The organism is Sphingobium quisquiliarum P25 (assembly GCF_000445065.1).
In the GTDB taxonomy this organism is placed as follows: Bacteria; Pseudomonadota; Alphaproteobacteria; order Sphingomonadales; family Sphingomonadaceae; genus Sphingobium; species Sphingobium quisquiliarum.
The window spans coordinates 1-25,793 of record NZ_ATHO01000007.1; the positions used below are offsets into that span (position 1 = coordinate 1).

Genomic DNA, 25,793 nt, shown 5'->3' on the forward strand with positions numbered 1-25,793 from the left:
GGCGGCGGTCGCGTCCTGCACGCTGGCGGCGGCGGCGCGGGTCGCGACATCACCCGTAACGGGATTGGCGCGTTCGAATGTGGAGGCGGCGGCGCGCGATTCGCCACCGATAACCAAAAGGATTTCCGATGCAGGCATGTCCTGGCTCCTTCATTATTGTTATGATCCATAACAACATTGATCGCTATGAACAATAGCATTATGGCATGGATATGGACCAGCTTGTCAGCCCGAAAACCCTTCGCGATCCCGTCTCTTCGCGGCTGGGATATCTGCTGCGGCGGGCGTCTTCGGCGATGATGGCGGACCTGGGCAGCGCGCTGGCGGAGATCGGGCTGCGCCCGGTGGAAGGGACGATCCTGATCCTTGTCGGGGCCAATCCGGGCTGCATCCAGAGCGAGCTTGGCCGCGTGCTGGGCATCAAGCGCGCCAATATGGTGCCGTTGATCACCGCGCTGGCGGCGAAGGGCTATATCGAAAAGTCGCCGGTCGACGGGCGTTCGCTGGCGCTGACGCTGACGAAGATGGGCGAGGCGGCGCGGGCGGAGGCGGAGGCGGTGATGGACGCGCATGAGGGGCGGTTCGACACGCTGCTCGGCGACCGGGACAGGCAGGCGCTGCGGGACGCGCTGTCGGTGATCGCGGCGCACGCCGTGGACGATTTCGCGGGATAGGCTGCGCCGCCCTCATCCTGACAGTGTTTGTCTATCAAGAGCGGCCCGGCTCGGCTATGACGGGGCATGCAGACGCGGCTTGTCGAATATTTTCTGGCCCTTGAGCGCGAAGGCCATTTCGCGCGGGCGGCGGCTTCCTGCAATGTGTCGCAGCCCAGCCTGTCGGCCGGGATCGCCTCGCTTGAGGAGCAACTCGGCAAGCGGCTGATCCGGCGCGACCGCAAATTCGCGGGGTTGACGGCGGAGGGGGAGGCGATCCTTCCCTGGGCGCGGCAGCTTGTCGCCACGGCCGAAGCGATGGAGCAGGCGGCGGAGACCGCGCGCGGGCCGCTAAGGGGCGAATTGCGCCTTGGCTCCATACCCGCCGCCATGCCGGTGATCGGCAGCCTGGCCGAAGCGATGCTCAGCCGCCATCCCGGCCTCAACATTTCCGTTAGGGCGCTGACTTCCCGCCAGATCGAGCGCGACCTTGCGGCTTTCGAGCTGGATGCGGGCATCACCTATCTTGATTTCGAGCCGCCCGCCCATGCGCTTTCCGTGGCGCTCTATGCCGAACGGACCATGCTGGTGAGCGCAGCCGGGGGCATCCCCATTCCCGATCCGCTCGATTGGGCGGATCTGGCGCAACTGCCGCTCTGCCTTCTGCACCAGGGGATGCAGAACCGCCGCATATTGGATTCGCGGCTGGCCGAACGCGGTCTTGCCCTGCGGCCGCGCGTCACCGCCGACAGCTATATCGCGCTGCTGGGGCTGGTGCAGCATGGCAGGCTATGTTCCATCATCCCGGACAGCCACGCCGCTCTGCTGGAAGGGCTGGCATGGGCAAGGATGGTGCCGCTGCCCGATATGGACGAAGGCAGCAGGGTGGGCGTGGTTGTGCCGGACAGCGCGCCGCTCGGCCCGTTGGCGCAAGCGGTGCTGAACGTCGCGCGCGAATTGAGACTGCCGCCCGGTTTCGACCTGACGTGATAGGATGATCCTATCATTGATAGCTTAGATCGATTTGACCTGACTTGGCGAAGGCCGCACCATGGCCGCACGAAAAGGCCGGACAGGCAGGGTAGAATGGAAGAATTCATCGGCGCATGGACAGCGCGCCACGGTAAGTCGCGTGACAGGCTGCTGCCATTGCTGCACGCGATTCAGGAAGAGGCCGGATATGTCGATGATGCCATCGTCCCGGCGATAGCGCAGGCGCTTAACCTGTCGCGCGCGGACGTGCATGGGGTCATCACCTTCTACCATGATTTCCGCAGGGCCGCGCCCGGCCGCCATGTCGTGAAGCTGTGCCGCGCGGAAAGCTGTCAGGCGCGCGGCGGGGCGGCGATCGAGGAAGCGGCGGCCCGGCGGCTTGGCGTTCCCATGGGGGAAACGCGCGTCGATGGGCAGCTCAGCCTTGAGCCGGTTTACTGCCTTGGCCTTTGCGCGATCGGCCCGAATGCGCTGGTCGACGGACGCCCCGTGGCGCGGGTCGACGCGGCGGCGCTGGAGCGGATCGCGGCGGAGGTGGCGGCATGACGCGGGTGTTCATTAGCCGGGACATGGCCTCCATCGCCCTGGGCGCGGACGATGTCGCGCGCGCCTTTGTGCAGGCGGGGTGCGAGGTGGTGCGCACCGGATCGCGCGGGCTGTTCAGCATCGAGCCCCTGGTCGAGGTGGAGACGGACGAAGGGCGGATCGGCTACGGCCCGGTGGGGCCGCAGGATGTGGCGGCCGTGCTGGACGGCACCCATGGCGCGCGGCTGGGCAGGGTGGACGATCTGCCCTTCTTCGCCGGACAGCAGCGTTTCACCTTCGCCCGCTGCGGCGTCATCGATCCGCTGAGCCTTGCCGATTATGCGGCGCATGGCGGCTGGCGGGGCCTGGAAAAGGCGCGCGGCCAATCGCCGCAGATGGTGGTGGATGCGGTCAAGGCGTCGGGCTTGCGCGGGCGCGGCGGGGCTGGCTTTCCCACCGGCATCAAATGGCAGACCGTGCTGGACGCGTCCGCCGCCACCAAGTTCATCGTCTGCAACGCGGACGAAGGCGACAGCGGCACTTTCGCCGACCGCATGCTGATGGAAGGCGACCCCTTCTGCCTGATCGAGGGCATGGCGATCGCAGCCCATGCCGTGGGGGCGGGCCATGGCTATATCTATATCCGGTCCGAATATCCCTTCTCCATCGCCGCCATGCGCGCGGCGATCGACGCGTCGGCGCACATCGTCGCACCCTTTACCCTGGAGGTGCGCGAAGGCGCGGGCGCCTATGTCTGCGGCGAGGAAACTGCGCTGCTCGACAGTATCGAGGGGAAGCGCGGACAGGTTCGCGCCAAGCCGCCCTTGCCCGCGTTGCAGGGGCTGTTCGGCCAGCCCACCGTCATCAACAATGTGCTGAGCCTGGCCGCCGTGCCCTTCATCCTGGCGGAGGGAGCGGAGGCGTATGCGGCCGTTGGTTTTGGCCGGTCGCGCGGGACCATGCCGGTGCAGCTTGCGGGCAATGTAAAACATGGCGGGCTGTACGAGATCGGCTTTGGCATTACGCTGGGCGAGCTTGTGAACGGCATCGGCGGCGGCACGGCGAGCGGACGGCCGGTGCGGGCGGTGCAGGTGGGTGGGCCGCTGGGCGCCTATTTCCCGCCCGGCATGTTCCATCTGCCCTTCGACTATGAAGCCTTCGCGCAGGCGGGCGGGCTGATCGGCCACGCCGGGATCACCGTGTTCGACGACAGCGTGGACATGGCGCATATGGCGCGCTTCGCCATGGAATTCTGCGCGGCCGAAAGCTGCGGCAAATGCACCCCCTGCCGTATCGGATCGACGCGAGGGGTGGAGATCATGGACCGGATCATCGCCGCACGTGTTCCCGCGCAGTCAGGCGCGGGAGGGCAGATTGCGCCTTCTCGCAATGGCGTGCTGGAAAAAGCCCTTTATTCCCGCGCGCCGGACCGGATCGATGTGTCGGTCGAAGCACAGACCCGCCTGCTGCGCGATCTGGCCGACACGATGAAATATGGCTCGCTCTGCGCACTGGGGGGCTTCACCCCCTATCCGGTGCTGAGCGCGCTCGACCATTTTCCTGAGGATTTCGGCGCGCCCGCGCCCATTAAGGAGGCCGCGGAATGACCTTTGCCCGCGAAACCGACCATGGCACCCCGCCAGCATTGTCGACCGGCAAAACGGTCACGCTCACCATCGACGGTCAGAGCGTCACCCTGCCCGAAGGCACCAGCATCATGCGCGCCGCATCGCTGACCGGCGGGTCGATCCCTAAGCTGTGCGCGACCGACAGTCTGGAAAGCTTCGGGTCCTGCCGCCTCTGCCTGGTGGAGGTGGAGGGGCGCGCGGGCTATCCCGCATCCTGCACCACGCCGGTGGCCGATGGGATGGTGGTGCGCACCCAGACCGACCGGCTGAAGCAACTGCGGCGCGGGGTGATGGAACTCTATATCTCCGACCATCCGCTCGACTGCCTCACCTGCGCGGCCAATGGCGATTGCGAATTGCAGGATCAGGCCGGGGCGGTCGGCCTGCGCGATGTGCGCTACGGCTATGACGGCGCGACCAACATGGGGCAGCTCAAGGACCAGTCGAACCCCTATTTCGACTTCGATCCCAGCAAGTGCATCGTCTGTTCCCGCTGCGTGCGCGCCTGTGAGGAGGTGCAGGGCACCTTCGCGCTGACGATCGAGGGGAAGGGCTTCGATTCCAAGGTTTCCGCTTCGCAGGACGACAGCTTCCTTGGTTCCGAATGCGTGTCCTGCGGCGCGTGCGTGCAGGCGTGCCCGACCGCCTCGCTGATCGAAAAGAAGGTGGTCGAAACCGGAACGCCCGACCGCGCCGTCGTCACCACCTGCGCCTATTGCGGCGTCGGCTGCACTTTCCGCGCGGAAATGCGCGGCGAAGAACTGGTGCGCATGGTGCCGTGGAAGGAAGGCAAGGCCAATCGCGGCCATAGCTGCGTCAAGGGCCGCTTCGCCTGGGGCTATGCCCGGCACCGCGACCGCATCCTCAATCCCATGATCCGCGCGTCGGTCAGCGAGCCGTGGCGCGAAGTGTCGTGGGGGGAAGCGATCGCCCATACCGCCAGCGAGTTCCGCCGCATCCAGGCGAAATATGGCACGCGCAGCATCGGCGGCATCACCTCCAGCCGCTGCACCAATGAGGAAACCTTCCTGGTCCAGAAGCTGATCCGCCAGGGGTTCGGCAACAATAATGTCGATACCTGCGCGCGCGTCTGCCACTCGCCGACCGGCTATGGGCTCAGCAAGACCTTTGGCACCTCTGCCGGGACGCAGGATTTCGACAGCGTGATGAAGGCCGACGTGATCCTGGTCATCGGCGCCAATCCGACGGACGGGCATCCGGTCTTCGCCTCGCGCATGAAGAAGCGGCTTCGGCAGGGCGCGAAGCTGATCGTCATCGATCCCCGCCGCACCGACCTGGTGAAGTCGCCCCATGTCCAGGCGGAACATCATCTTCCCCTGCGCCCCGGCACCAATGTCGCCATGCTGACCGCGCTCGCCCATGTGGTCGTGACGGAAAAGCTGTATGACGAAGCGTTCATTCGCGCGCGGTGCGATTGGGACGAGTTTCAGGACTGGGCGGATTTCGTGTCGGAACCCGCCCGCTCCCCCGAAGCGATCGAGCCGCTGACCGGCGTCAGGGCGGATGAGGTGCGGGCCGCCGCGCGCCTTTACGCCACGGGCGGCAATGGCGCGATCTATTATGGCCTGGGCGTTACCGAACATAGCCAGGGCAGCTCGACCGTCATGGCCATCGCGAACCTTGCCATGGCCACCGGCAATGTCGGGCGCGAAGGCGTGGGCGTGAACCCGCTGCGGGGCCAGAATAATGTGCAGGGCGCCTGCGACATGGGCAGTTTCCCGCATGAGTTCAGCGGATATCGCCATGTCTCGGACGATGCGACGCGGGGACTGTTCGAACGCGCCTGGGGCGTAAGGCTCGATCCCGAACCGGGCCTGCGCATTCCCAACATGCTCGACGCTGCGACCGATGGCCGTTTCAAGGGCATATTCATCCAGGGCGAGGACATCCTGCAATCCGACCCCAACACCCACCATGTCGCGGCGGGCCTTGCGGCGATGGAATGCGTGGTGGTGCAGGACCTGTTCCTCAACGAAACCGCCAACTATGCCCATATCTTCCTGCCCGGATCGACCTTTCTGGAAAAGGACGGCACTTTCACCAATGCCGAACGGCGCATCCAGATGGTGCGCAAGGTGATGGCCCCGCTCAACGGCTATGCCGATTGGGAAATCGTGCAGTTGGTCGCCAACGCCATGGGGCTGAATTGGACCTATGATCATCCTTCGCAGATCATGGACGAGATCGCGGCGCTGACGCCTACTTTCGCGGGCGTGAATTATGACCGGCTGGAGGCGGAAGGATCGCTGCAATGGCCCGCCAACGAAGCCGCGCCCGCCGGGACGCCGACCATGCACATAGACGGTTTCGTGCGGGGCAAGGGCAAGTTCGTCGTCACCGGCTATGTGCCGACTGATGAGAAGACGGGTCCGCGTTTCCCGCTGCTGCTGACCACGGGGCGCATCCTCAGCCAATATAATGTCGGCGCGCAGACGCGGCGGACGGGCAACACGGCCTGGCACCCGGAAGACCGGCTGGAAATCCATCCCAGCGATGCGGAGAACCGGGGCCTGAAGGATGGTGACTGGGTGACGCTGCGCAGCCGGGCGGGGGAGACGACCTTGCGCGCGCTCATCACCGAACGGGTCGCGCCCGGCGTCGTCTATACGACCTTCCACCATCCCGAAACGCAGGCGAACGTCATCACCACGGACTTTTCCGACTGGGCGACCAACTGCCCGGAATATAAGGTGACGGCGGTGCAGGTCTCCGCCTCCAACGGTCCCAGCGAATGGCAGCAGGACTATGCGGCCCAGGCGCGCAACAGCAGGCGCATTGCGCCGCTGGAGGCGGCGGAATAGGATGGCGGGCATGAGCGATGATATCGAGGTCATGTCCACGACCGGCAGGCTGATCTACATGGCGCACCAGATCGCCCTCAATCTGGCGACCATGGGCGAGGAGGGCGCGGTCACGGCGCTGACCGACCATCTGACCAGCTTCTGGGACCCGCGCATGAAGGAGCAGATCATCGCCATCGCCCGTGATGAGCCGGATCGCCTGTCCCCCCTTGTGGCGGCGGCGGTCGCCCGCATGGCGCAGGGAAGGGCCGCGCCGCACCCCGATGAGGACCAGTTCAATTCCGTGAATGAGGTCGGGCATTGCGACGCTGGCTAAGCGCTTCACGATGACGCCCCCTGATGATGAGAGCGGCGCGCCGCTTTCCCGCCTGTCCTTCGCGCGGCTGACGCCTGATGGCGGCACGGCGGTTGCTGGCCGCGCGCTCGCCGACGAGGTGCCGGTCGCGATCGAGTTCAACGGCATCGGCTATGCCGTGCTGATGGCGACACCGGCCGATATCGACGACCTGATATTGGGATTCGCCCTGGCCGAGCGGCTGGCCGGGCCCGAAGATCCTCCCTTCGACGTGGATAGCCACCGCACGGATCGGGGCATCGTCGCCCGCGCCACCTTGCCCCAGACGCGGACCGCCGCCTTGCTCGACCGCGTGCGGCACCGCGCGTCGGAATCCTCCTGCGGCATTTGCGGCATCGAAAATCTGGAGCAGGCCATCCGCCCCTTGCCCAGGGTGATCGCCCCGGCTGCGGCGGGCCGCGCGGCCATATTCCGCGCCCTTGCCAACCTGACCGATCATCAGCCGCTCAATGCCGAAACCGGCGCCGCCCATGCCGCCGCATGGGTCACAGCGGACGGGACCATCCGTCTGGTGCGGGAGGATGTCGGGCGGCACAATGCCTTCGACAAGCTGGTGGGGGCGATGCGCCGCATGGATGCGGGGTGGGACGGCGGCTTTGCGCTGCTGTCATCACGCTGTTCCTATGAACTGGTGGAAAAGGCGGTCCTGTCGCAATGCCCCCTGCTCGTGACGATCTCCGCCCCCACCCGTCTGGCGGTGGAACGTGCCGAAGCTGCGGGCCTTCCCCTTATCGTCCTGGCGCGCAGCGATGCGCTGCTGGCGCGGGGTCTGGCCAACGGCTTCTGACGGGGCGGAGAGGTCAGCGATCCACCGGCACGAGGCGCTGCAATCTGCGGCCCTGCACTTCCGCCACATAGATGACGCGCCGGCTGTCGCTGTCGATCAGGTGAGGTCCCTTGAACTCACCCGGACCTGTCCCGGCCTGGCCGATCGTGCCGATCACCCGCAGCCGTTTGCGGTCGATGACCACCATCATGCCGTTGCCCCAGTCGGCGGTGAACAGATAGCGTTGATCGGGATCGCGCGAAAAGGTGATGCCGGACACGGTCAGCGGGTTCGCCAGCCCCCGGTTGACCACGACCTCGCCCAGGAACTTGCCTGTCGCCGTGAAGGCCTGAATGCGCTGATGCCCGCGATCGGAGACATAGACCGTGCCGTCCCGCGCCCGCTCGACGCCGTGCACCCCTTCGAAATCCTTCGCCTCGCCCGATACCGGCATTTGCTTTTGCGGGGCCGGGGAAGGCGCCTGCTCTGGCGGCGGCGCGCCGTAAGCGCCCCACTGGCGCAGAAACGCCTTGTCCCGTTGCGACAGCACCACCAGCCTCTGATTGCCATAGCCGTCCGCGACATAGACTTCCCGTGCACGATCATCGACGAAGATGTCGCCCGGCGCATGGAAATTCCGCCGGTCGAAATTCCCCCTCGTCGCGCCGCGCCGTCCGATCTGGCGAAGGAAACGCCCGTCCCGGCTGAACACCAGGATCATGTCGTCCCCATGCCCGGCGCTGCGGTCATTGCCGCCGATCCACACTTCGCCGTTCGCCGCAACCGCCAGGCTGTGCTCGCTCCCAGGCCATTCATATCCTTCCGCCGGGCCGCCAAAGCCGCGCAGATACCGTCCCTGTTCGTCGAATTCGGCGATCGGCGGCGCGACCTGGGCGGGATCGCGATCCTTTACCGTGCGGGGCCGGTGCAGCACCCACACATGATCCCGCCCGTCGACCGCGACGGCCACAACCTCGCCCATGGTGAGACCGGCGGGAAGCTTCAGCCAATCGGTTTCATAGCGGAACTGCGGCATGGGCAAGGTCACGGGACCGGCGGAGGACGCCGCGACCGTCAAAGGCGCGGTCATTGCAAGCAACAGGATGGAAGGCAGCGAAAATCTGAACATCACAATCTCACTTCTGCCAAGGGTTCCAACAGAGCATCCGGGGCGGTTATTTCAATGTTCCGGCGGTCCAGGATCGCGCAATGTCCATGTCCTTCGCCGCGTCGGCGGTTAGCGCCGTCACATCGACCCAGCCGATCCGGCTGAAGAAGTTCGGAAGATATTGCGCGCTGTGCACCGCGGCATAATCCTTCCATGCGCTCAAAGCATTTTCCAGATGCTGGACGGCATCGGCCTTCTGCGCCACGTCACCAGAAGCATCGAACAGGGCGAGCGCACAGGCCCCACGGATCTTGGCGGCATAATAATGGCCCAGATGGCCCATCGCCGAAATATCCCCGATCGTCTGCTGCAATTCCCGGCCCGCGTCCTGGCCCAGGCCTTGGCGCAATAAAGCGGCCAGCCGCAGCGCTTCTGCCGCCGCGCCGCCGATCCCGTCCGCTGCATCGAGCGGGGAAGCCTTGCCGATCGGCTTGCCTTCAGCCATTCGCGCGCGCCATTCCCGGATGTTCAGCATATCGACATCGGGCGCGGTGTTGCCGATCATGAAGTCGGCCACCGTATAGAATTCGGTGCGCATCTTGCCGGGATTATATCCGCGCATCCCGAACAGGCTGTTGTGAACGCAGGCTTCCGGGAACCACATCATATCGATGTCACGCCAGAAAAAGCAGGTCGTGCGCGGGATGACCTGGGACGCCGCGCGCAACGCCGCGAACAATGTCGCGGCATTGGCCTGCGGGAACCGATCGGCCAGCATGGCTTCGAACCGTGCATCGCTCAGCCGCGGGTCATAGGCGAGCCGCCCCCAGAGGGTGAAGGCATACCAGTGCTTTTGCAGCACAAGCGGACGGTGGCTGCCGATCGGCCTTCCAGCCGTGGCCCGGTCCAGAAAGTCGCGGCCCAGACAAAAACCGTCAGGACCCATGTAAAATCCCGCCAGCACGGCCGCTTCGGGCATATTCGCGATATATTCGCGCGCGAAATCAGGGTCGCCCCACCGGAAAGAGAAGATGTCATCGTTGCGGACCGTGATCCAGGATCGCTTGCCGTCCAGCGACTTGCGCGCCTCCCGCTCGAAGAAGCGCGGGCGGGGCGTCGAATACATATGGGCGATAGAATATTTGTGGCTGAAGGTGAAGGACTGCGGAAAGCCCGGATAGCCCGCCCATACCTGGTTGATAGTGTCGCCCTTCGTTTCGTGGAAACGATGGATCAGAGGAACCGTCCTGCCCGGCAAGGATTTCAGCGCATCCCTGACACCCTGGCCATAGGTGGCCCAGAGCCAGCGTTCATTCTGCTCCGCGTCCGACTGGCCGGGATAACCCATATTCTCGCCAGCCGTGATGCCGATGCCGGCAAGCAGCGGATAGGTCTTGATCAATTCCCTAACGCTCGCCCGCATATAGGCGATCGTCGTCGGATTGGTCAGCTTGTCGGTGATGCCATATTTGCCGTCCGTCCCGTGGACGAACACATTCCAGGTGAAGATGTAGATTTCTATCCCGCGGCGCGCGGCCATATCCATGACATCGCGCCAGAAGGCGATCTTCTGCTCGATCGGCATCGTCTTCACGACTTCATAATTGGCGAGGTAACGCGCGGGCGCCGCATTGCCGCGCGGATCGAAGATATCGGGACCCAGCGGCTCCCGGCTGCGCCAGACATCGTTCAGCGCCACATCTGGAAATTCCGGCACCTTCACCATGGAGGGGAAGGGATGGAGATTCCACAGCGTCAGGACATTGAACCTCTGCCGCGCCATCTCGTCGAAATAGGCCAGCCAGAAATCGCGCTCCCATATTTCGGGGATGTTGGCGCGATTGCTGTCGCCGCCGTCGCCATAGCTGGGCGTGCGCAGGTCGAGCGGAATGTTGAACTTGATCCCGCGCTTGGCGACATAGGGCTTGCGGACGCTGGCGTCGCGCAACAATTCGCGCAACGCCTCCGGCCCGGTCCGAAGCGCTTCGGCGATATCCAGCCCGCCATACATCGCCCCGGCCGCGTCACCGGCAACGACGCGGATCTGCTCAGGCGATCCGCTCAGCCTGTAAGCCTGACCGCCCAGCGCCGGATCGATCCTATAGCTGATTGCGGGAGGATTGGGGGACGCACGGGTGATTTCGCGCTTCGCGAACGCGACCGGCGAGTCCGCTGGAGGCGCTTTCCCGGCGGCAAGACCCGGAACCAGAGGAGCAACCGCCCCCGCGAGCAGCAACTGGCGGCGGTCTACGCGAAAAGCGTGCATCCTCTTCCCCTTCTTCTTAATATCGTGACAAAGCGTAGACAAATCTGCGCAATAATCAAATTCATGGTTGTGCAGGGCTGTTGTCTGGCCGGTCCGGTCCGGTTATCCAAGCCAGGTATAAGAAGGAGGGGACTGATGGTTCGGAGCCGCCACAAGGGCAAAATGATCGCGGCCATGCTGCTTGCCGCACTTTGCACGTCCGCCAGTTCCGCTGCGGCGGATCAGGCCGCAAACGGCAAGGCCGGAGCCGGACTCAAGACGGGCAACCCTGAAGATCATCTTCCCGCGAATATCACGCGCCTCTCCTGGTTCGGGGAGCGCGCGTCCTGGTCGCCCGATGGCCGCAAGGTCGCCTTCATGTCCAAGAGTTTCGGGGACGCGTTCGAAATCGACGTGCGGACCGGCGAACTGCGCGTCCTCACCCCCTATCCGCATGCGGGCTATTTAAGGGCGCAATATCTGCCGAACGGCGACCTGTTCCTGATCGGCGCGCGCAAGTTCGAGAATCCGATCAAGACGCGGTTCGAGGATCAGGAGATGTGGGTCCTCAGGAAGGACGGCAAGTCGAAGCCCATCCCGCTCGACCACAAGATATTCGAAGGCGTCGCCATCTCGCGCCAGTCGATGAAGATCGCCTGGGCCAATTCGGCCCGCAACTATCCGGGCCAGATCGCGCCGAACGTTTCCATCGTCTATGTCGCCGACATCATCGAGGAAAATGGCGTGCCCAAACTCGCGAACAAGCGAGAGGTGCTGCGTTCCAACTCCGCGGACTGCGGCCTTGAGGTGCAGGATTTCCGCAATAACGACCAGGAACTGATCTACAGCTGCTATCGCCTGCCCTATGCGGATGTGATGGGCGTCGACCTGAAAAGCGGGAAAGTGACGACCTACCGGAAAATTCCGCAGGAATATAATGAAGCCGAAGGAATATTCCCTGACGGCCGCCATATCCTCGTGGAATCGAGCCGGGGCAAGGAAAAGCATTCCGACAAATATATCGATGTGTGGAAACTCAGGCTGGAGCCGGACGGGACCGACATGGTCCGGCTGACCCATTGGGGCGATTATGACGGTTACAAGGCGTCGAACCCCGTGGTCAGCCCGGATGGCAAGATGATCGTCTTCCAATCGGGGCGGCGCGATGACCTTCCCGGCGTGGGCCACGGATTGTTCCTGCTGCGGTTGCAATAGCAGGGATCGGGCTCATCGATCCGCTGGACCCGGTTTGACATAAGCGGCGTCCCGCGACATCATGGGGTGATGAAGGCTTGCCGCTGTCATCACCGTTTTCGCCACCATGGGGGGCAGCTTCTCGCGGGCATATAGCCCCGGGTTCCGGTGCTTTTCGCCCTGAACTCGGGGCCGGACAGACTCGCGACACGATGGCCTCCGCATGCCGGAGGCAGTTCATCCCGGAAAGCCAGACCCATGACCAGCAAGAAGGCGAGCCGACGCCCGCCGATTCACATGATCGATTCAGAAGCCGATGCGATTACCGATCTGGCGATCGCCGCCGCCAAGCGCCTGCCGCAAGTTAGCGCCATGCTTCTGGAGGAGATAGGGCGCGCCACCATCCGCACCGCCGCCCAGATGCCGGACGATGTCGTGACCATGTATGCCACGGTGGATTTCATCGACGAGGGCGGCGAGAAGGAGCATAGCTATCAACTCGTCTATCCCGGCGACGCTGACATTTCGGCCGGGCGCATATCCATACTGACGCCGGTGGGCGCTGGCCTGATCGGGCTGAGGGAGGGGCAGTCCATTCTCTGGCCCGACCGGGACGGCCGCGAACGCGCGCTGAAAATCGTAAAGGTCGCGCGGGAGAGGGCGGCCAACTGACCGGCATGTCCCGGGATCAAGCAGGCGGTGGACAGCCCCGCTTGTTTGTCCCATTCTTCAAGGCTGCCCTGGCGGCATATTCTGATCCACGGAGTTCCCATGTCCGAACAAAGGCCCAGACCCGAAACCCTTGCCGTTCATGCCGGATGGCGGGCCGATCCGGCGACCGGATCGGTCGCGGTGCCGATCCATCAGACGACGTCCTACCAGTTCCGCGACGCGGAACATGCGGCGTCCCTCTTCGCGCTCCAGGAAATGGGCAACATCTATACCCGGATCATGAATCCGACGACGGATGTACTGGAAAAGCGCATCGCCGCGCTCGAAGGCGGAGCGGCGGCGCTGGCCGTCGCTTCAGGGCAGGCGGCTTCGGCCTATGCGGTGCAGAATCTGGCGCGGGCGGGGGACAATATCGTCAGTTCGACGGCGCTCTACGGCGGCACCTACAACCTCTTCGCCAACACGTTGAAGGATCAGGGGATCGAGGTGCGCTTCGTCGATCCTTCCGATCCTGAAAATTTCCGCCGTGCGACGGACGACCGCACCCGCGCTTATTATGCGGAGACGCTGCCCAATCCGAAGCTGGAGGTGTTCCCGATCGCGGAGGTCGCCGCCATCGGCCGGGAAGCCGCCATTCCCCTGATCATGGACAATACGGCGGCCCCGCTGCTGTGCCGTCCGTTCGATCATGGCGCGGCGGTCGTCGTCTATTCCGCGACCAAATATCTGGGCGGGCATGGCACCTCCATCGGCGGATTGATCGTCGATGGCGGCAATTTCGACTGGGCGGCCGATCCTGTCCGGCAGCCGCTGCTCAACACGCCCGATCCCTCCTATCACGGCGCGGTCTGGACGGAGGCGGCAAAGCCGCTTGGCCCGATTGCCTATATCTTGCGGGCGAGGGTGATCCTGCTGCGAGATCTGGGCGCGGCGATGTCGCCCTTCAACGCGTTCCAGCTGATCCAGGGGATTGAGACGGTGGCGCTGCGGATGGAACGGCACTGCGCCAATGCCGCCGGGGTGGCCAGCCATCTGGCGCAACACCCCGCGGTCACGAGGGTCATTCACCCGTCGCAGCAGGATGGCGAAGCCAGGACCCTGGCGGACCGATACCTGACCGGCGGGCATGGCGGGCTTGTCGGCTTCGAACTTGCAGGCGGGATAGAGGCCGGGCGGCGCTTCATCAATGCGTTGCAGCTATTCTACCATGTCGCCAATATCGGCGATGCGCGCAGTCTGGCGATCCATCCTTCCTCCACGACCCATTCGCAGTTGAACGAAGCGGAGCAGCGCGCGTCGGGCGTGTCGCCCGGCTATGTCCGCCTGTCCATCGGCATAGAGCATATCAGCGACATATTGGCCGATATCGACCAGGCGCTGGCGGCGGCGCACTGATCGGGCAGGGGGAATTTTCCGATCGCTGACAGGGGGGAGGCCCCCGGCCGCCGCGCGTTTGACTCCGGCGGGCGGGCTGTGCCATGGCGCTCATGATGCATTCACGCAGTGATCATGTGCGCTTCCGCTATCAAGGGGGACAGCTTCTCGCGGGCAACTAGCCCCGGGTTGCGGCGCTTCATGCCCCGGACCCGGGGTAGATCGAAAGTCTGCGGCGCGCCGTGCACGGGCGTGCTCCTTCCTTCCGAAAGCCAGCGCGATGATCAGAATGCCAGGCGGGCCGGCGGCCCCCAACTATCCCATAAATAACGAAACGGCAGCCGCCCGGCTCCGATAGCCCGCGCCTGTTCGAAAATGGCGGACTCGATCCGTCCATCTGGAAAGAAGGAGACAGACATGCCCCGGATCGATGAGAAGCTTCTGCCCGTATATGAGGACGTCCTCAGGCGGAATGCCGGTGAAACCGAATTTCATCAGGCGGTCGAGGAAGTGCTTGAAAGCCTGGGGCTCGTCGTCGCGAAGCACCCGGAATATATGGACAACGCCCTGATCGAGCGCATTTGCGAGCCGGAGCGCCAGATCATCTTCCGCGTGCCCTGGGCCGATGACAAGGGGCAGACCCACATCAACCGGGGTTTCCGCGTCCAGTTCAATTCCGCCCTTGGACCCTATAAGGGCGGGCTGCGCTTCCACCCGTCGGTCAATGTCGGCATCATCAAGTTTCTGGGGTTTGAGCAGACGTTCAAGAATGCGCTGACCGGACTGCCGATCGGCGGGGGCAAGGGCGGGTCGGACTTCAATCCGCGCGACCGTTCGGATGGCGAGATCATGCGCTTCTGCCAGTCCTTCATGACCGAACTCTACCGCCATCTTGGCGAATATACCGATGTCCCGGCGGGCGACATTGGCGTCGGCGCGCGCGAGGTCGGCTATCTGTTCGGCCAATATAAGCGTCTGACGAACCGTTATGAAGCGGGCGTCCTGACCGGAAAGGGCCTGATCTACGGCGGATCGCGCGCGCGCACCGAAGCCACCGGCTATGGCACCGTCTATTTCGTGGACCAGATGCTCAAGACCCGGCGCGAAAGCCTGGAGGGCAAGCGCGCCATCGTTTCCGGTTCGGGCAATGTCGCCATCTTCGCGATCGAGAAGATCAAGGAATTCGGCGGCAAGGCGGTAGCCTGTTCGGACTCGTCGGGCTTCATCGTCGATGAGGACGGGATCGATCTGGAACTGCTCAAGGAGATCAAGCTCGTCCGCCGCGAGCGCATTTCCGAATATGCGCGGTTGAAGGGCGCGGGCGCTTATTTCACTGATCAGGGCACCATCTGGCAGGTCCCCTGCGACGTCGCGCTGCCATCGGCGACGCAGAATGAATTGAACGGCAAGGATGCGGAAGTGCTGATCCGCAACGGCGTCATGGCCGTGGGAGAGGGCGCGAACATGCCCTGCACGCCGGAGGCGGTCCGTCTGTTCCAGAATGCGAATGTCCTCTTCGGCCCCGCAAAGGCGGCCAACGCCGGGGGCGTCGCCACATCAGCGCTGGAAATGCAGCAGAACGCGTCCCGCGACAGCTGGACCTTCGAGGAAACCGAAGCCCGCCTCGCCATGATCATGCGCCGGATTCACGACAGTTGCGCCGAAACCGCCGAATCCTACGGCGCGCCGGGCAATTATGTGCTGGGCGCGAACATCACCGGCTTCGTCCGCGTGGCCGAGGCGATGGAGGCGCTGGGCGTGATCTAGCCCCAATCCCGGACGGCGTAACAGACGCTGGCCATGCTCCCAAGGCATGGTCAGCGCCTAACCCGAAGCCACGGCAGCAGGCATGGGAAACAATGAGAAGCCATCCGGGGTCCGTTGCCTGGCCATGATGTCGGCCAGCGTATAGCCGTCCAGCACGCTCAAAAAGGCGGAGACCGCTTCCCTGAGCACGGCCGTCATCCCGCAGGCGGGCGCGATGACGCAGCTGCCGCAATCGACCAGGTCGAACCCCTCCTCCGTATAGCGGACGAGCACGCCCACATTGATGTCCTCCGGCGCTTTCCCCAGCCGGATGCCGCCCCCGCGCCCCCGCACGCTTTCGATATAGCCCGCGCGGGCGAGGCCGTTCACCACCTTCATCAGGTGATTTTGGGATATGCCATAGGCTTGCGCCACCTCCGCGATGGAGGACAGGCGGCCGCTGTTCGCGCCGAGGTAGAGCAGCACGCGCATGGAATAATCCGTATACAGCGTCAGCTTCATTGGGCGGCTCCGGCGATCCTTGAAAATGGCATCCGATAAATATGCAATTCTGTTGCATGTTTCAAATCCGCCTTATAGATGTATTTTCAATGCATGATTGGAGCTTGAGTCGTGAATGGCGTCTCGCACATCAGGGAATCGGATCTGGGGCCGCTCGTGGACGCCTTCTACGCCCGCGTCCGGGGCGACGCGGCGCTCGGTCCCATATTCAACGACGCCATTCATGACTGGCCGGACCATCTGAAGAAGCTGACCGCCTTCTGGTCGTCGGTGATGCTGGCGAGCGGGCGCTACAAGGGCCAGCCGGTCGCCGCGCACATGAAGCACAAGGCGCGGATCACGCCGGAACTGTTCGACCGCTGGCTGCTCCTGTGGAAGGAAACCACGGATGATCTGATGACGCCCAAAGCCGCGGCAGCGCTTCAGGCCAAGGCGGCGCAGATCGCTGAAAGCCTTCAACTCGCCATGTTCTTCCGCCTGCCTTCGGGCGCGCCGCCTTTCCCTGTCCGCAAGGCGGAGGGCGCGCATCATGGCTGATGTCCTGCCCTACCGCTCGACGCCTGTGTTCGACGAAAGCTCGCTGCCCGCGGCGTTGCGCGCCCGGCACAGTACCAAGGCTGGCGTCTGGGGCGTGATCAAGGTTCTGGAGGGGCAGCTCCGGCTCAGCTACCTCGAACCGCCATCTGAATCGCTGCTGACCCCGCAGCAGCCCGGCCTCGTGGAGCCCCAGCAACCCCATTTCGTGACCCCCATCGGGGCCATGAAGATGCAGGTCGATTTCTACGACCAGAATCCTTTCCCCTGATTTCCAAGTTCCTGACGCATTTACAGTAGAGGAGATATCGATGTCGCAACCCCTCAGCGAGCAGACCGTCGCGCTCGTCAAGGCCACAGTCCCGGCGCTGGAGGCCCACGGCCTCGACATCGTCCGTGAAATGTATTCGCGAATGTTTCAGGACCCTGAAATCCGCGACCTTTTCAACCAGTCGCATCATGGGGATGCCGGGTCCCAGCCGCGCGCGCTGACCGGGGCCATCCTCGCCTATGCCAGCAATATCGACAATCTGGGCGCGCTCGCCCCCGCTGTCGAGCGGATCGCGCAGAAGCATGTGGGCTTGCAGATCCTGCCCGAACATTATCCCCATGTGGCCAATGCGCTGCTCGGCGCGATCAAGGCGGTGCTGGGCGACGCCGCGACCGACGAAATCCTCGCCGCCTGGGGTGAGGCCTACTGGTTCCTCGCCAACATCCTGATCGCCCGTGAACAGCGCATCTATACTGAACAGAAGGACGCGGACGGCGGCTGGAACGGCTGGCGCGACTTCCGTGTGGAAGACGTCATCCGGGAAAGCAGCGTCATCAACTCCTTCATCCTTCGTCCGGCCGATGGTGGCCCGGTCATGGATCACAAGGCGGGACAATATCTGACCTTCTGGCTGCAAATTCCGGGGCATCCCCCCATCAAGCGTAACTATTCCATCTCGGCCGCCCCGAACGGCCAGACCTACCGCATCTCCGTGAAGCGTGAACCCCATGGGCTGGCGTCCGGCTGGCTTCATGAGGAAGTCAGGCCGGGAACCATCCTGAAAGTGGCCGCGCCCGCAGGCGAATTCTTCCTGGCGGATCATGTCGAGCGGCCCGTGGTGCTGCTGTCGGGCGGGGTCGGCCTGACGCCCATGGTGGCGATGCTCGAAGCGCTGGCGGAAAGCGGCGCGCTGGTGCCGGTGCATTATGTCCACGGCACGCACAATCGCGAAACCCATGCGATGCGCGATCATGTCCGGGCCGTCGCGGCGAGGGGCAAGGCGATCAAGGTGACGGACTTCCATCAAACCCCGCTCGCCGATGAGGTGGAAGGCCGCGACTATGACGCCGCCGGGATCATCACGGACGAATGGCTGGTCGCGAACACGCCGGTGGCGGAGGCCGACTATTATATCTGCGGCCCGCGCCCCTTCCTGCGCCATGCGGTATCGACTCTATCGCTGGCCGGGGTGCCTTCGGCCCGCATCCACTATGAGTTCTTCGGCCCGGCCGACGAACTTCTCGCCGCCTGAGCGGGCCGCGATGGACGGCATCACCATCGCCAGGGCGATCCACGTCCTCGCGGTCGTTCTGTGGATCGGGGGCGTGGCCTTCGTCACGCTCGTGCTGATGCCGTCCATCCGCAGGGGAAGCCCGCCCGATCAATGGCTGGCCACCTTCCACAGGTTCGAGGAGCGCTTTGCCGGGCAAGCGCGCCTGTGGGTGCTGATCGCGGGCGCCAGCGGCCTGTGGATGATCGACCGCGGCCAGATGTGGAGCCGGTTTGCCGACCCGCATTTCTGGTGGATGCATGCGATGCTGGCCGTCTGGACCATCTTCGCGGCGATGCTGTTCCTGATCGAGCCGCTGGGCCTGCATCAGCGGCTGAAGCGGTCCGGCCGCCCGGCGACAGAATTCCGCCGCATGGAATGGATGCACCGCATCCTGCTGCTGCTGGCCGCCATCACCGTGCTTGGGGCGGTGGCGGGTAGGTGATCACCTCGCCCGCGACGCTGGCGGCGGGCGTCATCCGTGCCGGTTCGATGCGGCCGCGATCCATCAGGTGCAGCACGTTCCACCCCCCGGCGATCAGATAGTCGGCAATGATGCGCCGGTGGCACCGCCACCAGACCGCTTCCGAACACATGATGGCGCAGCATGTCTCACGGGCCAGTTGCTCAAGCTCGTGCAGCCCGGCCAGGAATTCGGGCGAAAGCGCATAGTCGGCATAGTTGTGGAAGCTCTGATTGTCCCAGAAGCCGTTCACATCGGCCGCCACCTGTTTCTGACGCCCACGCCGCCCGCCCAGCGCCTTGATGAACCTGTGCCTGATCTGCCAGCGGGACAGCGTTTCGGGCAGGCTGTCCAGATTATAGTCCGGGTTCGTCCGCGACCGTGGAATGGTCCGCACATCGACGACGCATTGGACATTGCCGCCGCGCAGCATATCGACGAAGGTGTCGATCGGCCGGGTGGAATGACCGATGGTGTAGATGGTCCCGCCCGTCATTCCAGCACGTCCTTCACGCGCCTGCGCAGTTCCGGCAGCACCTCCGCCTCGAACCATGCATTGTCGCGCATCCATATGCGCGACCGCCATGAAGGATGCGGCAGCGGGAAATAAGCGGGCAGATAGGCGTCGAAGTGCCGCACCCGGTCCGACATCCGGCCGGACCCAAGCACATTGTCCTGCGCATATGTCCCGACCAGCAGGGTCAGTTCGATCTGCGGCATCTCCGCAAGCAGGGCGCTGCGCCACAGATGGGCGCATTCGGCGCGGGGAGGCTTGTCGCCGCCCGCGCCGCGCCCCGGATAGCAAAAGCCCATGGGCAGGATGGCGACCTGGCTCTCGTCGTAGAAGGTTTCCGGCGAAATCCCCATCCATTCGCGCAGCCTGTCCCCCGAAGCGTCGGAAAAAGGGATGCCCGACGCATGCACTTTCGCGCCCGGCGCCTGGCTCGCGATCAGCAGCCTGGCGGAGCCCGAAAGCTGAACCACGGGGCGCGGCTCGCCGGGCAGCCTGCCAGCGCATGCGCGGCAAGCCCTAACCCCGGCAATCAGTTCATCCAACGCCGTCACGGCGTCATCCTCATGTCCGGCACGCGTCATGCACCCGTCGCGGCTTTGGCGCCCTCGACGCGCGGGACCAAGATCAGCGTGCGGCCTTCCACCCGCCAGGAAGCGAGTTGGGACAGGAAGTTCATGCCCAGCACGTCGATGTTCCCGATCGCGGGCGAAATGGCGGCCTTCAGGTTGCGCGCCTCTATCCCGCCCAGCACGAACCGGCCGATCGTCCCCGTGTCGGCCGGAACCACGCCATTGGCGGTGCGCATGACGATGGGCAGCAGCCCGCTGCCGCGCTCGACCGAGGCGCGCTGCGCCGTCTCTTCGGACAGGGTGGTGACGGTCGCGCCGCTGTCGATCAGCATCCTGCGCTCCACGCCGTTGATTTCTGCCCGTGCCCAGAAATGCCCGTCCGGCGACATGCGGATGCGCACCTCCCTGCCGCTCACCTGCTGGCCATCGATGCCCAGTTGCGCCGTGATCCGCGCCAGAGTGGGATCGAACGGCGCCTGCTGCATCAACAGAAAGATGCAGAAGGTCAGCAGCGCAAAGGAAAACAGCGCCCGCAGCACCCGCCCGACATAGGGGATGTTGAAAAGCAGGATCAGCACTATCGCGGCGCCAACGGCGTAGATCGCCATCTGCTGCCATTCGGGATTGATCGAAACAGGCATGACAAGGGGTGAACCGTTAGCCGGGCGGTTCGATCCACCGCGGATATATGGCTTTGCCCTCGCCTCGCGGCTGACCAGCAGGCGACACCGGCAGGATATTTCCGGCGCGGCGCGCATTGTCTGCTGCAAGCCCCCCAACCCGCCCGAGGAGCAGAAGCATGACCAAGCCCGAAGATGACACCGTGCATTATGACGGTCCCGCCGGTGGCTGGGGCTCGCTCAAGGGCATGGCGCGCATTTACGGCAAGGAACTGGATTCGCCCGCCGTGCTGGAAACGCTGCGGCGCCAGAACAAGCCCGGCGGCTTCATGTGCGTGTCCTGCGCCTGGACCAAGCCCGCCAAGCCGCACCCTTTCGAATTTTGCGAAAATGGCGCGAAGGCGACGCTGTGGGAACTCACCAGCCGTCGCTGCACCCCGGATTTCTTTGAGGAACACAGCGTCACGGACCTGAAGGGCTGGCGCGACCATGATCTGGAACAGCAGGGGCGGCTGACCCATCCCATGCGCTACGACCGCGCCAGCGACCGCTACCTGCCGGTGAGCTGGGCGGACGCGTTCCGGGAGATCGGGGCGGAACTGCGCGCGCTGGATCCGAAGGACACCGTCTTCTACACCTCCGGGCGCGCCAGCCTGGAGACCGCCTATCTCTACGCCCTGTTCGCGCGGCTCTATGGCCATAACAACCTGCCCGACAGTTCCAATATGTGCCACGAAACGACATCGGTCGGGCTCAAGAAGGTGACGGGCTCGCCGGTCGGCACCTGCGTGCTTAGCGACTTCGACACATGCGACGCCATTTTCTTCTTCGGCCAGAATACCGGCTCCAACAGCCCGCGCTTCCTTCACCCCTTGCAGGAAGCGGTGAAGCGCGGCTGCAAGATCGTGACCTTCAATCCGGTGCGCGAACCGGGCCTCCTCAAATTCGTCAACCCGCAAAGCCCGGCGGAGATGCTGACGTCCAGGGGAACGGAGATTTCCGACCTTTATTTCCAGGTCCGCCCCGGCGGGGACATCGCCGCCATCATGGGCCTGTGCAAGCATGTCAAGGCCCGCGACGCCGCCCTGTTCGCACGGGAAAAGCGCCACCTGATCGACACCGCCTTCATCGATCAGCATTGCCATGGCTTCGATGCTTTCACCGCCTGCCTCGACGCCACAGGCTGGGAAGAGATTGAAAGGGAATCGGGCCTCCCCCGCGCCGATCTGGAGGCGGCGGCGGACATCTATTGCGATGCGGACAAGGTGATCGGCGTCTACGGCATGGGCGTGACGCAGCATGTCCACGGGTCGCAGACCATCGGCGCGCTGGTCAACCTGCTGCTGCTGCGCGGCAATATCGGGCGGGAAGGGACGGGCATCTCGCCCGTGCGCGGCCATTCCAATGTGCAGGGCCAGCGCACGGTCGGTATCTCCGAAAAGCCCGAACTGGTGCCCAACGACCGGCTGAAGCAACTGTTCGGCTTCGACCCGCCGATGGAAAAGGGCATGAACACGGTCGAAGCCTGCGAAGCCATCATCGCGGGCAAGGTGAAGGCCTTCCTCAGCCTGGGCGGCAATTTCCTCCGCGCCATTCCTGAGCAGGAGAAGATGGAGGAGGCATGGACGAACATGCGCCTTACTGTCCAGATCGCGACGAAGCTCAACCGCAGCCACCTGATCAATGGAGAGGTCGCCTATCTCCTCCCCTGCCTTGGCCGGTCGGAGGAGGACATGCAGGCCAGCGGCCCGCAGACGGTGACGATGGAGGACAGCCTGTCCTGCATCCACGGATCGGTCGGCAAGCGCAAGCCCGCCAGCGAACATCTTATGTCCGAACTCGCGATCGTCGCTGGCATCGCCAGGGAAACTCTGCCGCCCAATCCGAAGGTTCGGTGGGACGAATGGGTCGGCGACTATGCCAGGGTGCGCGACCTTATCGAGGCGAGCTATCCCGGCAAGTTCGACGATTTCAACGCCCGGATGTTCACCCCCGGCGGCTTCTACAAGGGCAACAAGGCGCGCGAGCGGATCTGGCAGACGGAAAGCGGAAAGGCGGAATTCACCGTCCCCACGACCCTGTCGGGCTGCGGGTTCGAAGATGCGCCGGGCCGTTACCGCCTCATCACCCTGCGTTCGAACGATCAGTTCAACACCACCATCTACGGCTATTCGGACCGCCTGCGCGGGGTGGAGGGCACGCGCGACGTGCTGCTCATGAACCCGGAAGAGATCGCCCGCGCCGGGCTGTCGGCCGGACAGGTGGTCGCTCTGGTCAGCGATGCCGGCGACGGCGTGCACCGGCAGGTCGACGGCCTCACCGTCACCCCCTTTTCCCTGCCGGATGGATGCGTCGCGGCCTATTATCCCGAAATGAACCCGCTGGTGCCGCTGTCGCACCATGACAAGCTGTCGAAGACCCCCGCCGCCAAATCCGTGCCCGTGCGGATCGCCAGCTAATTCCCACCCTTCCAGAGCGTGATCGTCTTGTATCGAGGCATCCGCATTAAGGCTGCTTTTTCCGTTTTTCCGTCACCCCGGATCACCCCCGGCCTTGGGGAAGCGCATAGGCGATCACCTCGTCCCCGACCGGCGTCTCCATGAAATGGTGGCCGCCTGCATAGATGACCAGATATTCGCGCCCGCCCGCCTCATAGACCATCGGCGTCGCCTGCCCGCCAGCGGGCAGCTTGCGCTGCCACAGCGTCTTGCCGGTGGAAAGGTCGATGGCGCGGATCAGATTGTCGGTCGCCGCCGCGATGAAGATCAGGCCGCTCGCCGTGACCACCGCGCCGCCATTGTTCGGCGTGCCGATGGTGATGGGCAGCATGGACGGGATGCCGAAGGGTCCATTGGTCCGCGCCGTGCCGAACGGCCGGTCCCAGATCGTGCGCCCCGTATTCAGGTCGATGGCGCGGATGCCGCCATAGGGCGGCTGCTTGCACAGCATGCCGGTGAATTTCATCCGCCATCCGGCATTCACGTCGATCGCATAGGGCGTATGTGCCTGGGGATCGCCAGCGCCTTCCGCCCCGCCGATATTGCCGCGCGCCTGCTCGCGCGGCGCCCAGCCCAGCTTGTTGGCCTCCGCGCGCGGGACCAGACGGACATAGTTGGGCATGTCGTTATAATTGGCGACGATCACCCCGCGCCGCGGATCGACCGCCACGCCGCCCCAGTCGGTGCCACCATTATATCCGGGATATTCGATCGACCGCCGCTTGCTTTCGGGCGGCGTGTAGAACCCCTTGTAGCTCGCCTGCCGGAACTGGATGCGGCAGATCATCTGGTCGATGGGGGACATACCCCACATATCCCGCTCGGTCAGCTCCGGCTTGCGCAGTGTGTGCCAGCGCGAAAAGATCTGGAAGGGGGACCGCTGGTCCGGCTCCACGCCTCCGCCCGGCGCGCGCATGACCCCCACCGGCGTCAGCGGCTTTCCGGTGCGCCGGTCGAGGATATAGATGTCCCCCTGCTTGCTCGGCAGCACCAGCGCGGGCGTGCCGCGATAGTCCACCAGCGTCGCCTGCGCGCCGAAATCATAATCCCACACATCCTTGCGCACCGCCTGGAACCGCCAGCGCGGCTTGCCCGTCCGCACGTCCAGCGCCACCAGAGAGGTTGCGTAGAAATTCTCTGGCGGGCGGCGCAGGCCGCTATAATAGTCGGCGGCGGCATTGCCCATGGGCAGGTAGACAAGGCCAAGCTGCTCGTCCCCGCTCGCCGCCGTCCACATATTGGGCGTGCCCCGTGCCCATGTCTGTCCGGGCGGGGGATAGCCGTTCCAGTCCGGGTGCATCATGTCCCAGGCCCAGCGCAGCTTGCCCGTGACGGCATCGAACCCCCGGATCACGCCGGAAGGGGCCCAGCGGTCCTGCCCGTCCAGCACCTGATGCCCGGTCACGGCCACACCCTGCACGATGGTGGGCGGCGAATTGATGGACACATAGCCGGGCGGGGTCTGGCCCATGCCGATCTTCGTATCCACCTGTCCGTTCGATCCGAAATCCTGGCACGGCTTGCCGGTGCTCGCGTCTATCGCGAACAGGCGCGCGTCCAGCGTGCCCCAGATGATCCGCCTGGCGCAGGCCGTGGCCGGGGCGGCATCGGGCACGGCATAATAGCTGACCCCACGGCAGGCGGCGGTATAGGGAATGGCCGTGTCGGGCACGCGTGGATCGAAGCGCCAGCGCTGGCGGCCGGTCGCCGGGTCAAGGGCGATGACGATGCTCTTGGGCGTGCAGACATAGAGCATGTTGCCGATCTTCAGCGGCGTATTCTCAGCGCCATAGGTGCCCTTCGCGGCGCTGGAGGGCATGTCGCCTGTATGCGTCAGCCAGACCTGTTCCAGCGATGCGACATTGGCGGGCGTGATCTGCGTCAGGGGTGAAAAGCGCCGCGCGCTTTCCGATCCGCCATAGGCAGGCCAGTCGGTCCCCGCCTGCAACAAGGCGGGATCGGCCATGACGCCGGACGCCGCGGGCAGGGCGGCCTGCACCTGCGGCTGGTTGATCCGGCCCAGCGTGAATCCGGTGACGGCCGTCAGCAGGATGACCGCCGCGATCGCGCCGCCCGCCAGCTTCCACCTGTCCGCGCGCACCGACATTAGCGGCATGACCAGCAGCACCGCGATCAGCAGGACCAGCGGCGCGATCACGCGCGGCACCAGCGCCCAGCCGTTCGTCCCCACTTCCCAGAAGGCCCAGAGGATGGTCGCGGCCACGACAACGATATAGAGCCACGCCCCCAGCATCCGCCGCCGGTACAGCAGCCATCCCGACGCGATCATCGCGATGCCCGTGATCAGATAATAGGGCGACCCGCCAACGGTAGCGAGCCATGCCCCGCCCACGGTCAGGACCAGCCCGATCAACCCAATCACCCCTGCCAAGAGCTTCGTGGGCCAGCCCAGCGAAGACCCGTTGCGCACTGCCGTGTCCGCCATGTTTC

The 25,793-nt window shown here is 64.6% G+C and carries 23 protein-coding genes; 16 read left to right on the forward strand and 7 right to left on the reverse strand.

Annotated elements, in window-relative coordinates:
• The first annotated feature begins 206 nt into the window (after positions 1 to 206).
• The 7 genes from L288_RS23010 (at position 207) to fdhD (ending at position 7,763) form a co-directional block, all read left to right on the forward strand.
• Positions 207 to 674 carry a MarR family winged helix-turn-helix transcriptional regulator gene (locus L288_RS23010; protein ID WP_021236459.1) on the forward strand — a complete coding sequence of 156 codons (468 nt, stop codon included), beginning with the start codon at positions 207 to 209 and terminating at the stop codon, positions 672 to 674.
• A 66-nt stretch (positions 675 to 740) separates the two neighbouring features.
• A complete protein-coding gene (locus L288_RS23015; RefSeq protein ID WP_021236460.1) occupies positions 741 to 1,643 on the forward strand; it encodes a LysR family transcriptional regulator in 903 nt (300 codons plus the stop codon).
• A gap of 96 nt (positions 1,644 to 1,739) precedes the next feature.
• Positions 1,740 to 2,192: an NAD(P)H-dependent oxidoreductase subunit E gene (locus L288_RS23020; RefSeq protein WP_021236461.1), complete on the forward strand. Its 453-nt coding sequence runs from the start codon at positions 1,740 to 1,742 to the stop codon at positions 2,190 to 2,192.
• Positions 2,189 to 3,778 (forward strand): formate dehydrogenase beta subunit, encoded by a 1,590-nt coding sequence (locus L288_RS23025; RefSeq protein ID WP_021236462.1) that lies wholly within the window; start codon positions 2,189 to 2,191, stop codon positions 3,776 to 3,778. The genes L288_RS23020 and L288_RS23025 overlap by 4 nt, the downstream gene beginning before the upstream one ends.
• Positions 3,775 to 6,621, forward strand: coding sequence for a formate dehydrogenase subunit alpha (gene fdhF / locus L288_RS23030; RefSeq protein ID WP_021236463.1), 2,847 nt, complete (start codon positions 3,775 to 3,777; stop codon positions 6,619 to 6,621). The genes L288_RS23025 and fdhF overlap by 4 nt, the downstream gene beginning before the upstream one ends.
• Before the next feature lie 10 nt (positions 6,622 to 6,631).
• Complete coding sequence (locus tag L288_RS23035) at positions 6,632 to 6,937, forward strand: formate dehydrogenase subunit delta (RefSeq protein ID WP_081796076.1); 306 nt, start codon at positions 6,632 to 6,634, stop codon at positions 6,935 to 6,937.
• A gap of 10 nt (positions 6,938 to 6,947) precedes the next feature.
• Positions 6,948 to 7,763 carry a formate dehydrogenase accessory sulfurtransferase FdhD gene (gene fdhD / locus L288_RS23040; RefSeq protein WP_051209586.1) on the forward strand — a complete coding sequence of 272 codons (816 nt, stop codon included), beginning with the start codon at positions 6,948 to 6,950 and terminating at the stop codon, positions 7,761 to 7,763.
• A gap of 13 nt (positions 7,764 to 7,776) precedes the next feature.
• Here the strand turns inward: fdhD and L288_RS23045 are convergent, their stop codons facing one another.
• Both L288_RS23045 and L288_RS43370 read right to left on the reverse strand, forming a co-directional pair.
• A complete protein-coding gene (locus L288_RS23045; protein WP_021236466.1) occupies positions 7,777 to 8,871 on the reverse strand; it encodes an NHL repeat-containing protein in 1,095 nt (364 codons plus the stop codon).
• A gap of 46 nt (positions 8,872 to 8,917) precedes the next feature.
• Positions 8,918 to 11,116 (reverse strand): hypothetical protein, encoded by a 2,199-nt coding sequence (locus tag L288_RS43370; RefSeq protein ID WP_021236467.1) that lies wholly within the window; start codon positions 11,114 to 11,116, stop codon positions 8,918 to 8,920.
• Positions 11,117 to 11,251: 135 nt separating this feature from the next.
• On the opposite strand from L288_RS43370, the gene L288_RS43375 reads away from it, so the two are divergent.
• The 4 genes from L288_RS43375 (at position 11,252) to gdhA (ending at position 16,102) form a co-directional block, all read left to right on the forward strand.
• Positions 11,252 to 12,310, forward strand: coding sequence for a TolB family protein (locus tag L288_RS43375; protein WP_021236468.1), 1,059 nt, complete (start codon positions 11,252 to 11,254; stop codon positions 12,308 to 12,310).
• 237 nt (positions 12,311 to 12,547) lie between these two features.
• Positions 12,548 to 12,961, forward strand: coding sequence for a nucleoside diphosphate kinase regulator (rnk, locus tag L288_RS23060; RefSeq protein ID WP_021236469.1), 414 nt, complete (start codon positions 12,548 to 12,550; stop codon positions 12,959 to 12,961).
• A gap of 99 nt (positions 12,962 to 13,060) precedes the next feature.
• Complete coding sequence (locus L288_RS23065) at positions 13,061 to 14,356, forward strand: O-acetylhomoserine aminocarboxypropyltransferase/cysteine synthase family protein (protein WP_021236470.1); 1,296 nt, start codon at positions 13,061 to 13,063, stop codon at positions 14,354 to 14,356.
• A gap of 396 nt (positions 14,357 to 14,752) precedes the next feature.
• Complete coding sequence (gene gdhA, locus L288_RS23070; protein ID WP_021236472.1) at positions 14,753 to 16,102, forward strand: NADP-specific glutamate dehydrogenase; 1,350 nt, start codon at positions 14,753 to 14,755, stop codon at positions 16,100 to 16,102.
• A 57-nt stretch (positions 16,103 to 16,159) separates the two neighbouring features.
• Here gdhA and L288_RS23075 read toward each other — a convergent pair whose 3' ends face one another.
• Positions 16,160 to 16,603, reverse strand: a complete 444-nt coding sequence (locus L288_RS23075) for an Rrf2 family transcriptional regulator (RefSeq protein WP_021236473.1) — start codon at positions 16,601 to 16,603, stop codon at positions 16,160 to 16,162.
• A 111-nt stretch (positions 16,604 to 16,714) separates the two neighbouring features.
• On the opposite strand from L288_RS23075, the gene L288_RS23080 reads away from it, so the two are divergent.
• The 4 genes from L288_RS23080 to L288_RS23095 are packed head-to-tail and all read left to right on the forward strand — an operon-like array spanning position 16,715 to position 19,123.
• Entirely contained in the window at positions 16,715 to 17,140 is a 426-nt protein-coding gene (locus L288_RS23080) for a group III truncated hemoglobin (protein ID WP_021236474.1), read from the forward strand.
• A complete protein-coding gene (locus tag L288_RS23085; protein ID WP_021236475.1) occupies positions 17,133 to 17,408 on the forward strand; it encodes a DUF1971 domain-containing protein in 276 nt (91 codons plus the stop codon). Before L288_RS23080 ends, L288_RS23085 begins: the two co-directional genes overlap by 8 nt.
• Before the next feature lie 40 nt (positions 17,409 to 17,448).
• Positions 17,449 to 18,660 carry an NO-inducible flavohemoprotein gene (gene hmpA / locus L288_RS23090; protein ID WP_021236476.1) on the forward strand — a complete coding sequence of 404 codons (1,212 nt, stop codon included), beginning with the start codon at positions 17,449 to 17,451 and terminating at the stop codon, positions 18,658 to 18,660.
• Positions 18,661 to 18,670: 10 nt separating this feature from the next.
• Positions 18,671 to 19,123 (forward strand): hypothetical protein, encoded by a 453-nt coding sequence (locus L288_RS23095; RefSeq protein WP_021236477.1) that lies wholly within the window; start codon positions 18,671 to 18,673, stop codon positions 19,121 to 19,123.
• Here L288_RS23095 and L288_RS23100 read toward each other — a convergent pair.
• The 3 genes from L288_RS23100 to L288_RS23110 are packed head-to-tail and all read right to left on the reverse strand — an operon-like array spanning position 19,092 to position 20,865.
• A complete protein-coding gene (locus L288_RS23100) occupies positions 19,092 to 19,637 on the reverse strand; it encodes a DUF488 domain-containing protein (protein WP_021236478.1) in 546 nt (181 codons plus the stop codon). The genes L288_RS23095 and L288_RS23100 overlap by 32 nt on opposite strands.
• A complete protein-coding gene (locus L288_RS23105; protein ID WP_021236479.1) occupies positions 19,634 to 20,236 on the reverse strand; it encodes a uracil-DNA glycosylase family protein in 603 nt (200 codons plus the stop codon). Before L288_RS23105 ends, L288_RS23100 begins: the two co-directional genes overlap by 4 nt.
• Entirely contained in the window at positions 20,233 to 20,865 is a 633-nt protein-coding gene (locus L288_RS23110; protein WP_021236480.1) for a retropepsin-like aspartic protease family protein, read from the reverse strand. The genes L288_RS23105 and L288_RS23110 overlap by 4 nt, the downstream gene beginning before the upstream one ends.
• Positions 20,866 to 21,023: 158 nt before the next feature.
• On the opposite strand from L288_RS23110, the gene L288_RS23115 reads away from it, so the two are divergent.
• Positions 21,024 to 23,303 carry an FdhF/YdeP family oxidoreductase gene (locus L288_RS23115; RefSeq protein ID WP_021236482.1) on the forward strand — a complete coding sequence of 760 codons (2,280 nt, stop codon included), beginning with the start codon at positions 21,024 to 21,026 and terminating at the stop codon, positions 23,301 to 23,303.
• 82 nt (positions 23,304 to 23,385) lie between these two features.
• Here the strand turns inward: L288_RS23115 and L288_RS23120 are convergent, their stop codons facing one another.
• On the reverse strand, positions 23,386 to 25,788 hold the full coding sequence (locus tag L288_RS23120; RefSeq protein WP_021236483.1) for a membrane-bound PQQ-dependent dehydrogenase, glucose/quinate/shikimate family: 2,403 nt from the start codon (positions 25,786 to 25,788) through the stop codon (positions 23,386 to 23,388).
• Positions 25,789 to 25,793: the final 5 nt, after the last annotated feature.